This is a genomic window from Sphingomonas natans, assembly GCF_030546695.1.
Taxonomy (GTDB): Bacteria; Pseudomonadota; Alphaproteobacteria; order Sphingomonadales; family Sphingomonadaceae; genus Sphingomonas_I; species Sphingomonas_I natans.
On the sequence record NZ_JAUOTP010000008.1, the window covers coordinates 161,758 to 173,925 of the forward strand.

Genomic DNA, 12,168 nt, shown 5'->3' on the forward strand with positions numbered 1-12,168 from the left:
CCGAAAACGGAATGGCCCTCGCTCCGGGGGCTTGGAGCGAGGGCCGACCTGGCGTTCGTCACGCAGGCAGGAAGCGAAGCAAGTGCCCTCGGGAACAGGGGGGAATCCGAGGAGCGGCTTCGCGACCGCAAAATCTGTTTAGGACAGGGGACCTGTCGCGAACATGAATGGGTGATCAGCGTCCGCGATTTTGCGGGCGCGGGTCGCTCCAGAGGAACGCCTTGTCGCTGATCGCCATCCCGAATCGCTGGTCGGTCAGCACGACGGTCGATCGATTTCCCTGCGCATCCATCACCGTCCAGCCCGCCAGCATCAGCCCGCCGGGCGCGCTCGGTGCCTTCGTGAAGCCGATCGTGATCGTCCCGAATTCGGGATGCTTGGGATCCTTGCCCTCCACCAGAATCCGCCCCGGCGGGGCCGGGATCAGCCGGCCGTAGCGCGAGACGTCGCGATTCGGATCGATCAGGGCGGCGAGCGGCGAATCGCCGATCGGCCAGCGCGACACCTGCCGCACCTGATAGTCGATCATCGTCAGGGCCTTGCCGTCGCCGACGATCAGCAGCGGTACGCCTTTTTCATATTGGAAGCGGATCTTGCCCGGCCGCTTCAGCGTCAGCATGCCGGCGCGCGTCTTGCCGGTCGCGTCGATCTGCTGGAAGGCGGCGGTCATCGTCGTCACCGCGCGCAGATGCGCCTGGACCTGGACGAGTTCGGGCGCCGGCGCGGCATATACCGGCACGGCGAAAGCGGCGGCGAGCGCCGTGACAGGATATCGGATCATCCGGTGACCCTGCCGCGGGCGGATTGAACCCGCACTGAACTCGGCGCGGTCACTTGCCCCCGGGGCCGAGCAGATTCTTCTGCCAGAAGAGCAGGCTCGCCCAGAATTGATAATCAAGATTGTCCTTCTTCACATAGCCATGCCCCTCGTCGGCGGCGAGGACGTGCCAGACGGGGACGTTGTTGGCGCGCACCGCCTTGACCATCTGCTCCGATTCGGACGGCGGCACGCGCGGATCGTTGCCGCCGGTGATGATCACGAGCGGGATCTTGATCTCCGCGACATGCGTGACGGGGGAGATGGCGAGCAGCTTGGCGCGCTGCTTGGGATCGCGCTCGTCGCCATATTCGACGCGGCGCAGATCGCGGCGATAGCTCTGCGTATGTTCGAGCAGCGAGACGAAGCCGGAGACGGCACGCAGGCAGATCGCGCCCTTGAAGCGCGGCCCGTACCGGATCGCGCTGGCGTAGCACATATAGCCGCCATAGCTGCCGCCGGTCTCGCCGATCCGCGCCGCATCGATCTGCGGGTCGGCGACGAGCCGATCGAGGAAGGCGCCGATATCCTTGACCGAATCCTCGCGCTTGAACGGTCCGTCATCGAGCCCGACGAAGCGCTTGCCGTAGCCGCTCGAACCCCTGACATTGGGATAGAAGAGCGCGACGCCCAGCTCGTTCGGATAATAGTTAGCGCGGCCGAGGAAGCCCGGCCGGGTCTGGCTCTCGGGCCCGCCGTGGATGTCGACGATCAGCGGGCGCTTGCCGGGGAATTTCTTCGGATCGGGCCGGTAGAGGAAGCCCGAGACGGTTTCGCCGTCGAAGCTCTTCACCGTCACCAGCTCCGGCTCGACGTTCGCGGCCGGATCCAGCCCGCCCGTCTCGCTCTGCGTCCAGCGCGTGACCTTCAGCGTCTTGGGCTCGACCGAATAGATGTCGCTCGCCGCGCGCGCCGAGGCGAGGCTCAGCCCGATCTCGCCCCACGGCGCGACCTTGAGCGCGGAGATCACGCCGACCGGCAGATCGGCGACCGGGCGGATGGCGCCCGTCCGCGTGTCCAGCACCTTGAGACGGCTGACTCCCGCCTCGTTGATGACGAAGGCGACGAAATCGCCCTCGGCCGAAAGCGAGAACAATTCGACGTCCCATTTCGTCTGGCCGGGGACGGGCGTAAAGATCCCGCTGCTCGGATCGATCGTGCCGAGCCGCTGGAAGGCCGATCCCTCGTCCGATGTCGCCCACAGCACGCCGTCCTTGGCGAAGCGCGCGTCGGCGTAGGATATCGCTTTCTTGTGATCCCCGATCGGCCGCATCGCGCCGTTGGCGATGTCCATCAGGAACAGGTCGCTCTTCGCGATCGACACATAGCGCCGCACGATCGCGCTCGTCCCGTCGGGCGTGAAGCCGGTCACCGACCAGCCGCCGCCGCTGAGCTGCGCGAGCATGCGGTCGCTCTTCGGGTCGCGCGGATCGACGATATAGAGGTCGCTGTCCGTCCCGTTGCGGCGCGTCGAACTGTAGGCGAGCCAATGTCCGTCGCGCGACCAGGCGCCGATCTGGTTGCGGCTCTTGCCGTCGGTCAGCAGGGTCAGACGGCCGTTCGCGAGCGTGTAGAGCTGCCAGAATTCGCTGCCGCCGACATCCTTCTGGACAAGGAGCGCATCGCCCTTGCCCGGCGCATAATCGCCCGCTGCGATCGTATCCGTCTCGAACGAGATCTGCCGCCGATCGCCCATCGGCAACGCCACTTCGTGCAGCTGGCGCGTATTGCCGAAATTGGTCGCGATCAGCGCCGCCTTGGTGGCCGGGTTCCAGCCCTCGAAGATCGCCGCGCGATATTCGAGATAGGGCCGCGTCTTCGCCGCCAGCGCCGCCGGGATCGCAGGCACGCCATCGCCGGTGATCGCGGCGGGCGGGGCGATGGTGCGTTCCTGGGTCGCCCCGGCGCCGGCTGCAAGCATCCCGAAGAGGAGTCCGTAGATCAGTCTAGCCATGCTGTCCGCCCGTCCCTCGCTAGCCGAATCGCAAAATGCCGGTCTGGCCACCCGATATGGTCAGGTCGCACTGCGAAAGCACGTCCATGCCGAGAAGCGCGTCGAACGCAAAGCCCGAGCGGATACGGAAGCCTTCCACAGCTTCAAAAACGAAAGGAAAGGCTGGCATCTCGCCCTCCCGGGGCAAGCGGATACCGATCCGGAAAATATAGCGATCGACGTGCTGATCTCCGTGCGCTGATGCAACCAGACGTTTGCCAATAACCGGAAGGGCCAGCCGCTCAGCCAGATCACGCGTGACGGCGCTCGCAGTGGCGCCCGTATCGACCAGCGCGACGGCATCGACAGTGCGAAGATCGTTGACGTCGGGCGAAAGGATCAGGACTGGAAGTAGCGGCCGTCGATCTACGATCCGCCAGCTAATTTCCGACATGCGACAAGAAGCCGAGATCGATCGGTTCGTCGGTCACTTCCTGGATCGAGAAGATTCCATCCGGGAATCGCGCGGCGCCTTCACGGAACGCGTCGCCGGGCTTGCCATAGAATCCGATGACGTTCGCATTCTTCATGAGCGCGAACGCGCCGCGATGGTCTTGAAGATACATCGAAAGGTTGCGCACGAAGGCATCGTAATTCCGATCGACCTCGGCCAATTGCGCAGATTGTCCCATGGCGTCCTCGCGACTTCCGGCGATCGTGCCACGGGCCGCAACTATCGCAGCAACCTTGAGTCGAACCGTGGCGAAAACGAGTCCGGGCGTTGCCTGTGTCAGACCGGTTGGCCGTTGCGATCGATCAGGACTTCGCGGCGGCCGACATGGTCGGGGGAACCGACGACACCTTCCTTCTCCATCCGGTCGATCAGCCGCGCCGCGCTGTTATAGCCGATACGCAGCTGGCGCTGGACGTAGCTGGTCGAGGCCTTCTGCGATTCGGCGACGACCTGCACCGCCTTGCGATAGAGCGCGGCGTCGGGCGAATCGTCGCCGGCGGGCGCGCCGTCGAGCGCAAACCCGCCATCCTCGGGTTCCTCGGTGACCGCCTGGATATATTCGGGCGTCTTCTGCGCCTTCCAGTGATCGGCGACCGCGCGGACCTCGTCGTCCGAGACGAACGGCCCGTGGACGCGGACGATCTGTTTGCCGCCGGGCATGTAGAGCATGTCGCCCTTGCCCAGCAGTTGCTCGGCGCCCTGTTCGCCCAGGATCGTGCGCGAATCGATCTTCGAGGTGACCGAGAAGCTGATCCGCGTCGGCAGATTGGCCTTGATGACGCCGGTGATGACGTCGACCGAGGGGCGCTGCGTCGCCATGATGAGGTGGATGCCTGCCGCGCGCGCCTTCTGCGCGAGGCGCTGAATCAGGAATTCGACTTCCTTGCCCGCGGTCATCATCAAATCGGCGAGCTCGTCGATGATGATGACGATCTTGGGCAAGGGCTCGAATTCGAGCTTCTCTTCCTCGTAGATCGGCTGGCCGCTCTCGGCATCGTAGCCGGTCTGCACCTTGCGCCCGAGCGGCTGGCCCTTGGCCTTGGCGGCGCGGATCTTGTCGTTGAACGAGGCGATGCTGCGCACCCCGACCGAGGCCATCATCCGATAGCGATCCTCCATCTGCTCGACCGCCCATTTCAGCGCGCGGATCGCCTTGGGCGGATCGGTCACGACGGGGGCGAGCAGATGCGGGATGTCCTCGTAAATGCTCAATTCCAGCATCTTCGGATCGATCATGATCATCCGGCACTCGTCGGGCGTCAGCCGGTAGAGCAGGGACAGGATCATCGAATTGAGCCCGACCGACTTGCCTGAACCCGTCGTGCCCGCGACGAGCAGATGCGGCATCGGCGCCAGATCGGCGATGACCGGATCGCCCGCGATATTCTTGCCGAGAATTAAGGGCAGCGTGCCCGGCGCCTGCTCCTCGAACGTCCGGCTCGCGACCATTTCGGAGAAGGCGACCGCCTCGCGCTTCTGGTTGGGCAGTTCGATGCCGATCACGGTCCGGCCCGGCACGGTCGCGATGCGCGCCGACAAAGCCGACATGTTGCGCGCGATATCGTCGGACAAAGCAGTGACGCGGCTCGCCTTGATGCCGGCCGCGGGCTCCAGCTCGTACATCGTCACGACCGGGCCGGGGCGGACCTCGGTGATGTGGCCGCGCACATGGAAATCCTCGAGCACCGTCTCCAGCAGCCGCGCATTGCGCTCCAGCGCGGGCTTGTCGATCGGCAGCGCACCGCCGACCGGCACGGGCGCGAGCAGGTCGAGCGTCGGCAGCACCCACGTGTCGCCGAGCGCCAGCTTCGCCTGCCGCTCGCGATTGACGCGCTGGCTGATCACCGGGGCGGGCGATGGTGCGGTGATGTTGGTGCGCGGCGCGTCATCGTCATCGGGCACGATCGTCGCGCGCGGCGCGGGCTTGGCGGGCCGCTTCGCCGGCGGCTCGACCGCGATCGTCGGCGCCTCGGCGACGAAATCCTCATCCTCTTCGTAGCGCTCGCGGCGCCGGAAGAGTGTCGCGCGCTCGGCCGCATCCAGGCCGAGCGAATAGAGCGAGACGGTCAGGCCCAGCGCCAGCAGCAGCGCCGCGCCCGCCAGCCGGATCGGCGGGGCGAGCCCGGGATCGGGCAGCGCGGCGAGCCCCGCTTCGGCAGCGGCCGATGCGCCGATGCCAACGATGCCGCCCAGACCCGCGGGTAGAGGCAGGCCGGTCTCGCCGCGGAACAGGCCCACCGCCGCATCGAGCAGCAGGATCGCCAGCAAGGTGATCGGCAGCATCCGCTTCCAGCGGCCCGCGCCCACGCCGCGCCACAGCCGCAGCGCGACCACGACCAAAGGCGGCAGCAGCAGGATCACGGGCAGGCCGATGAGCGTGAGCAGCAGATCCGCCATCCACGCGCCGGGCAGGCCCAGCACATTGGCGGGCGGGCCGCCCGCGGCAGTGTTCAGCCCCGGATCGGTCGGCCGATAGCTGGCGAGCGCGAAGGCGGTGAGGAGGATGCCCGCGAGGATCGCGAGCGCGCCCACCATCGCCCCGCCGCGCCGGCCCAAATGGCCGACTGTGCCCTGCCAGCCTCCGTCTCGCGCCCGTGTCGCCATCGCCGCTTCGTCCCTTTTGCGCAGGCAATTGTGCCGCAAATGTTCCGCCGGGGCAAACCTTCCGCGACGATCCGCGCGCGTCGGGTCAGAGGCCCCAGTCGAGCGCCGGCCAGCCGCGCCGTGCGGCGAGCGTGCGGAGTTTCCTGCTGGCATTGACCGCGAAGGGCTCGTCCGCCCACTCCAGCACCGGCGCATCCGAGACATGGTCCGAATAGAAGCGGATGCGCGCCTCGTCGCGTGCGATGCCCTCTTTCTCCATCCATGCCTTGATCAGGCGCAGCTTGGCCGGCCCGTAATTATTCTCGCCGTCGATCCTCGCGCGGATGATATCGTCGAGCCCGGTGACGCTGCCGGTCGCGATCACATCGTCGAAGCCCAGCAAGGCGGCGATCGGCTCCACGTAGAAGCGATAGGAGGCGGTCGCGAGCACGAGCCGTCGGCCCGCTTGCTTGTCCTCGGCGATCTGGCGGCGCGCGCCGGGGTGGATATTGGTCTTCCGGATCAGGGCGGCGAAGCTCGCCGTCACCGGCGCGAGCCTCGCGCGCGGCACCGCGCCGCCGAGCAGGAGGCGCTGGTTGATCTCCTTCAGCCGCCGCCGGTCGATCGCCCGGATCGCATAGGCCGCCATCACGAACGGCACGGCGGGTGCGAGCGCGAGCCGCCACGGCGCCAGCCGCGCGGCCGCATGCAGCAGGAAGGGCGTATAGGTGCCCGTCCGGGTCACCGTGCGATCCATGTCATAGATGGCGAGTTCGATCATCCAGCCGCCCCGACACGAAGCGCGCGCCCCGCGCAAGGGGCGAGGCGCGTCGGAACCTTCGCCGCAGCCGCGCGCTTCGCTCGCAACGTCTCGTTTCGCGCCCGTTGCGCTTTTCCACAGGCACGATATCCCTAACCCATGAGCGCGGCTGCCGATTTCAATCTCGACGACCGCGACGGCGGGACCTTGCGCTTCACCGGTGACATGACGCTCGCGCGTCTGGGCACGCTGCCGCACCGCCTCGATTCGCTCGCCAGCCGCCCCGCCAAAGTCGATATCGGCGAGGTGGGTCGGATGGACACGGTCGGCGCGTGGCTCGTCCACCGGATCGTCCGCGACAATGATGCCGAGATCGTCGGCGCCAATGCCGAGGAGGCGCATCTGCTGGAGCAGGTCGCCGCCGCCGACAAGCCGCTCAAGATCCGGCCCGATCGCACTTTGCCCCTGTTCCGCGTGCTCAACCAGATCGGCGCGGCGACGCGGATGTCCGGGCGGACGACGCTCGGGCTGATCGGCTTCTTCGGCGGCGTGCTCGTCACTTACTGGGATCTCGCGCGGCATCCGAAGCGGCTGCGCTGGAACGCGATCGTCCGCCAGTTCGAGGTGGTCGGAGTCGAGGCGCTCGCGATCATCGGGCTGATGAGCTTCCTGATCGGGATCGTCATCGCCCAGCAGGGCGCGATCCAGCTGCGCCAGTTCGGCGCCGAGGTGTTCACGATCAACCTCGTCGGCCGGCTGACCTTCCGCGAACTGGGCGTGCTGATGACCGCGATCATGGTCGCCGGCCGCTCGGGCTCGGCCTTCGCCGCGCAGATCGGGTCGATGCGGCTCGCCGAAGAGGTCGATGCGATGCGCACGATCGGCGTCTCGCCGATGGAGGCGCTCGTCATCCCCCGCATCACTGCGGCGGTGGTGATGATGCCCCTGCTCGGTTTCTATGCGGCGATGGTGGCGATGGTCGGCGGCGGACTCTTCTGCTGGACCTCGCTCGATATCCCGCCCGTCACCTTCGTCGCGCGCATCCGCGAGGTCGTGCCGATCACCGACGTGTGGCAGGCCTTGATCAAGGCGCCCGTCTTCGGACTGATCATCGCCATTTCAGGCTGTTTCCAGGGCATGCAGGTCGAGGGCAATGCCGAGGCGGTCGGGCTGCGGACCACCGCCGCGGTCGTCCAGTCGATCTTCCTCGTGATCGTGCTCGATGCCTTCTTCGCGGTCTTCTTCGCATCGGTCGGCTGGATATGAACGCGGTCGCAGCCTCGAAAACCGCGCCCGCCGAGCAGGAAGCGGTCATCTGCGTACGCGGGCTGTCGAACGCGTTCGGCGAGCAGGTCGTCCACGAGAATCTGGATCTCGATGTCCGGCGTGGCGAAATCCTCGGCGTGGTCGGCGGATCGGGCACGGGCAAATCGGTGCTGATGCGCTCGATCATCGGTCTCCAGGAGCCGATCGCGGGCGAGGTCGACGTGTTCGGCGAGCCGATGATCGGCCGCGACGAGCAGGATGCGCGCAACGTCCGCCAGCGCTGGGGCGTGCTGTTCCAGGGCGGCGCGCTCTTCTCGACCCTGACCGTGGCCGAGAATGTCGAGGTGCCGCTGCGCGAATATTTCCCGCAATTGGGCGAGAAGTTCCTCGACGAGATCGCTGCCTACAAGGTGGCGATGACCGGCCTGCCGCCCGAGGCAGGCCCCAAATTCCCGTCCGAGCTGTCGGGCGGCATGCGCAAGCGCGCCGGCCTCGCGCGCAGCCTCGCGCTCGATCCCGAATTGCTGTTCCTCGACGAGCCGACCGCCGGGCTCGATCCGATCGGCGCCGCGGCCTTCGACGATCTCATCAAGGGCTTGAAGGAGACGCTCGGCCTCACCGTCTTCCTGATCACGCACGATCTGGATACGCTCCACGCCATCTGCGATCGGGTGGCGGTGCTGGCGGACAAGAAGGTCGTCGCAGTCGGCACGATTCCCGAACTGCTCGCGCTGGATCATCCCTGGATCCAGGAATATTTCAGCGGACCGCGCGGCCGCGCTGCCGCCGAGTCTGCCGAACGACACGAAAAGGAAGATCCGGCCGAGGATCGCCGCCGCCGCGAGGCGGCGCTGGCATCGGCCGGGGGAGACGAAAGCGAGGATGCCGCGGCGACGCCCGCATCGACGACGACGAAGGATGAGGAACGCTGATGGAAAACCGGTCCAACAATATCCTCGTCGGCAGCATCGTGCTCGTCCTGCTGCTCGTCACGGTCGTCTTCCTGATCTGGCTCGCGGGTTTCGGCGGATCGAGCGAGAAGCGCTACGACATCCTCTTCAAGACCTCGGTCGACGGCCTGGCGAAGGGCTCGGCGATCACCTTCTCGGGCGTGCCGGTCGGCAAGGTCGAGGATATCGCGATCATGCCCGATCAGCCCGAGCTGATCCGCGTCCGCATCGCGATCAAGAACGACACGCCGATCCTGCAGGGCACGACCGCGACGATTGCGGGCGTCGGCTTCACCGGCGTCAGCCAGATCAATCTCGATGGCGCGGTCCAGAATGCGCCGCCGATCGATCAGCCGGGGCCGTGGGGCTATCCGCTGATCCCGCCCAAGACGGGCGGCCTCGGCGCGCTGCTGAACAATGCGCCGCGCCTGCTGGAGAAGCTGACCGTGCTGACCGAGCGCGTGAGCGACTTGCTCAATCCGGACAATCAGCGCTCGATCACCGGCATCCTCCAGCATATCGATACGCTCAGCGGTTCGCTCGCGGATCGCGGACCCGAAATCGCCGCGACGCTGGCGCAGGCGCGTACCGCGGTGAAGCAGGCGGGCGATGCCGCCGAGAAGATCGGCGCGCTGGCGGACACGACCAACCAGAATGTCGGGCCTCTGCTCGTCAACATGAATGAGGCGGTCGGATCGGCCAAGAAGAGCATGGCCAATCTCGATGCCGCGATCAGTGATGCCCGCCCGGGGATGAAGGCGATCTCAACCCAGACCGTGCCCGCGGCGAACGCGCTGATCCGCGATCTCGCCGAGACCGCCGCCGCCTTGCAGGCGATCACCGCCCGCTTCGATCGCGGCGGCGCGACCGGCCTGATCGGCGGCAGCCGCCTGCCCGATTACAAGCCCGCCAAGTGAGGGACGAGGACGCCATGACCGCCAAGTTCGCCAGCCTGCTCGTCCGCGCCACTCTGATCGGCGCGGCTGCTCTGCCGCTCGCCGGCTGCATCAGCTTCGGCCCGAAGCCGCCGCCGACGTTGATGTCGCTCCATGCGATCTCGCCGCTCGCCGCGGGTGCGGCGCGGACGAGCGACGATGCGCATGCGGTGTCGGTCACCGTGCCGGCCGCGCCGCCGACCTTGGGCACGCAGCGCGTGATGGTGCAGGCCGGCCCGAATTCGATCGCCTATCTCAAGAATGCGCTGTGGGCGGCGTCGCCGACCGTGCTGATGCGCAATCTGCTGGCCGAGACGATCAGCGCCAAGACCGGCCGGTTCGTGCCGGATACGCGCTTCACGGGCGTCCAGCCGGATACGCGGCTGAGCGGCACGCTCAGCGAATTCGGGCTCGACGGGCCGGGCATGACGGTGGTCGTCACCTATGACGGGACGATCACGCGATCGGGATCGACGCAGATCGAGACGCGCCGCTTCTCCGCGCGCGTGCCGGTCGCCTCGGAGGATCCGCAGCCGGTCGGCATGGCGCTCGATCAGGCAGCGAACCAGGTCGCGGGCGAAGTCGCCGACTGGATCGGCACCCGCTAGGCGCGGCGCCGTCCGCGCTCTAGGGAGCGGCCATGACGATCAGCATCGGAATCCTCGGCGCGGCCGGACGCATGGGCCGCGCGATCGTGAATGCGGCAGCGGAGTCCGGTGTCGCGGTGGCCGGAGGCATCGGCCGTGACGGAGCGGTGACGGGGCCGTTCGCCGATCTGGCGAGCCTCGCCACGGCGGCCGACGTGCTGATCGACTTCTCCTCGCCCGCCGCGCTCGACGCGAATCTTGCCGGCGCCGTCGCCGCCGGCATCCCGTTGCTGATCGGCACGACCGGCCTCCAGCCCCAGCATCATGCCGCGATCGATCGCGCCGCCGGGAGCATCGCGATCCTCCAGACCGCCAACACCTCGCTCGGCGTCAATGTGCTGCGCGGGCTCGTCGAGCAGGCGGCGCGCATCCTCGGCACGGATTGGGACATCGAGATCGTCGAGATGCACCATCGGCACAAGCTGGACAGTCCCTCGGGCACCGCGTTGTTGCTTGGGGCCTCGGCCAACCTCGGGCGGGGCGCCTCCTCGACGACCGACCGCAACCGCTTCGATCGCATGCAAGAGGGTGCGCACGAGCGCGAGGAGGGCGGCATCTATTATGCGTCGCTGCGCGGCGGATCGGTCGCGGGCGATCATCAGGTGATATTCGCGGGCGAGGGCGAGCGGATCGAGCTCGGCCACCGCGCCGAGAGCCGCGCGATCTTCGCCAAGGGTGCGCTGCGCGGGGCAACGTGGCTCGCGGGCAAGCCTGCCGGGCGCTACTCGATGGCGGACGCGCTCGGCTTTTCGTGAAAAAGGCCGACGTCTTCGAATTCTATCGCCGCCTCGCCGAGGACAATCCCTCGCCCGAGACCGAGCTGGAATGGACGAACCCCTATACTTTGCTCGTCGCGGTCGCGCTGTCCGCGCAGGCGACCGACGTCGGCGTCAACAAGGCGACGAAGCGGCTGTTCGCCGAGGTCGACACGCCCGCCAGGATGGTCGCGCTCGGCGAGGCGGGGCTGAAGGAGCATATCAAGACGATCGGCCTGTTCAACACGAAGGCCAAGAACGTCATCGCCTTGTCCGAAAAGCTCATCGCCGAATATGGCGGCGAGGTACCGCACGATCGCATCGCGCTGGAATCTTTGCCCGGCGTCGGCCGCAAGACCGCGAACGTCGTGCTCAATGTGGCGTTCGGCGAGGAGACGATCGCGGTCGACACGCACATCTTCCGCGTCGGCAATCGCACGGGGCTCGCCCGCGGCAAGGATGTCCGCATCGTCGAGGACAGGCTCGAGAAGGTGACGCCCCAGCCGTTCCGGCAGCACGCCCACCACTGGCTGATCCTCCATGGCCGCTATACGTGCAAGGCGCGGCGGCCCGAATGCTGGCGCTGCATCGAGATCGATCTGTGCGCGTTCCGCCCGAAGACGCCCGCGCCGAAAGACGTCGCGCCCGTCGCCGCTGGGGGTGGCGAGCGCGACCATCCCCTGCTATCGGCGCGCCCAGGCACCCGTAGCTCAGCTGGATAGAGCACTGCCCTCCGAAGGCAGGGGTCACACGTTCGAATCGTGTCGGGTGCACCATAATTTCAATGACTTAGGCCGATTTCGGTTCGCGCTCCGGTGCGCGTACGCAGCCGGTACGCAAGTCGGTTCGCGCCAGCACTGCATATCCCCAGGCAAAAACGATTCGTCGGGATCGGTGTCAAAAATCTGCATGCCCCCCCGCACGACACAAGACGCTCGTCCGCAACGCGGGCGAGGCGGAGGAGCGGCGGCTATATTCTGAGGATCCTGAGCGGGAGCCCGACCGGAC

At 67.2% G+C, this 12,168-nt stretch carries 12 protein-coding genes and 1 tRNA gene; 7 read left to right on the top strand and 6 right to left on the bottom strand.

Annotation, left to right across the window (positions count from 1 at the left end):
* Positions 1–175 precede the first annotated feature (175 nt).
* The 6 genes from Q4F19_RS16710 to Q4F19_RS16735 form a co-directional block, all read right to left on the bottom strand.
* A complete protein-coding gene (locus Q4F19_RS16710; protein ID WP_303544895.1) occupies positions 176–781 on the bottom strand; it encodes a LolA family protein in 606 nt (201 codons plus the stop codon).
* A gap of 49 nt (positions 782–830) precedes the next feature.
* Positions 831–2,771: a S9 family peptidase gene (locus Q4F19_RS16715; protein ID WP_303544897.1), complete on the bottom strand. Its 1,941-nt coding sequence runs from the start codon at positions 2,769–2,771 to the stop codon at positions 831–833.
* Positions 2,772–2,790: 19 nt separating this feature from the next.
* On the bottom strand, positions 2,791–3,204 hold the full coding sequence (locus Q4F19_RS16720) for an aspartyl protease family protein (protein WP_303544900.1): 414 nt from the start codon (positions 3,202–3,204) through the stop codon (positions 2,791–2,793).
* Positions 3,191–3,442: a hypothetical protein gene (locus Q4F19_RS16725; protein ID WP_303544903.1), complete on the bottom strand. Its 252-nt coding sequence runs from the start codon at positions 3,440–3,442 to the stop codon at positions 3,191–3,193. Before Q4F19_RS16725 ends, Q4F19_RS16720 begins: the two co-directional genes overlap by 14 nt.
* A 98-nt stretch (positions 3,443–3,540) precedes the next feature.
* Entirely contained in the window at positions 3,541–5,868 is a 2,328-nt protein-coding gene (locus tag Q4F19_RS16730) for an FtsK/SpoIIIE family DNA translocase (protein ID WP_303544905.1), read from the bottom strand.
* An 85-nt stretch (positions 5,869–5,953) separates the two neighbouring features.
* Positions 5,954–6,628 carry an HAD family hydrolase gene (locus Q4F19_RS16735; protein WP_303544908.1) on the bottom strand — a complete coding sequence of 225 codons (675 nt, stop codon included), beginning with the start codon at positions 6,626–6,628 and terminating at the stop codon, positions 5,954–5,956.
* A 138-nt stretch (positions 6,629–6,766) separates the two neighbouring features.
* Between Q4F19_RS16735 and Q4F19_RS16740 the strand changes: the two genes are divergently transcribed.
* The 7 genes from Q4F19_RS16740 (at position 6,767) to Q4F19_RS16770 (ending at position 11,936) form a co-directional block, all read left to right on the top strand.
* On the top strand, positions 6,767–7,873 hold the full coding sequence (locus Q4F19_RS16740) for an MlaE family ABC transporter permease (RefSeq protein ID WP_303544911.1): 1,107 nt from the start codon (positions 6,767–6,769) through the stop codon (positions 7,871–7,873).
* A complete protein-coding gene (locus Q4F19_RS16745) occupies positions 7,870–8,805 on the top strand; it encodes an ABC transporter ATP-binding protein (RefSeq protein WP_303544914.1) in 936 nt (311 codons plus the stop codon). Before Q4F19_RS16740 ends, Q4F19_RS16745 begins: the two co-directional genes overlap by 4 nt.
* Positions 8,805–9,740, top strand: coding sequence for an MlaD family protein (locus Q4F19_RS16750; protein ID WP_303544916.1), 936 nt, complete (start codon positions 8,805–8,807; stop codon positions 9,738–9,740). Before Q4F19_RS16745 ends, Q4F19_RS16750 begins: the two co-directional genes overlap by 1 nt.
* Before the next feature lie 14 nt (positions 9,741–9,754).
* Positions 9,755–10,366 (top strand): ABC-type transport auxiliary lipoprotein family protein, encoded by a 612-nt coding sequence (locus Q4F19_RS16755; RefSeq protein WP_303544919.1) that lies wholly within the window; start codon positions 9,755–9,757, stop codon positions 10,364–10,366.
* A 32-nt stretch (positions 10,367–10,398) separates the two neighbouring features.
* The gene (gene dapB / locus Q4F19_RS16760) at positions 10,399–11,160 is read left to right on the top strand and encodes a 4-hydroxy-tetrahydrodipicolinate reductase (protein ID WP_303544921.1); all 762 of its coding nucleotides are present in this window, start codon (positions 10,399–10,401) and stop codon (positions 11,158–11,160) included.
* Complete coding sequence (gene nth / locus Q4F19_RS16765; protein WP_303544925.1) at positions 11,157–11,882, top strand: endonuclease III; 726 nt, start codon at positions 11,157–11,159, stop codon at positions 11,880–11,882. Before dapB ends, nth begins: the two co-directional genes overlap by 4 nt.
* Positions 11,860–11,936 (top strand) — tRNA-Arg (locus Q4F19_RS16770). The genes nth and Q4F19_RS16770 overlap by 23 nt, the downstream gene beginning before the upstream one ends.
* Positions 11,937–12,168 lie beyond the last annotated feature (232 nt).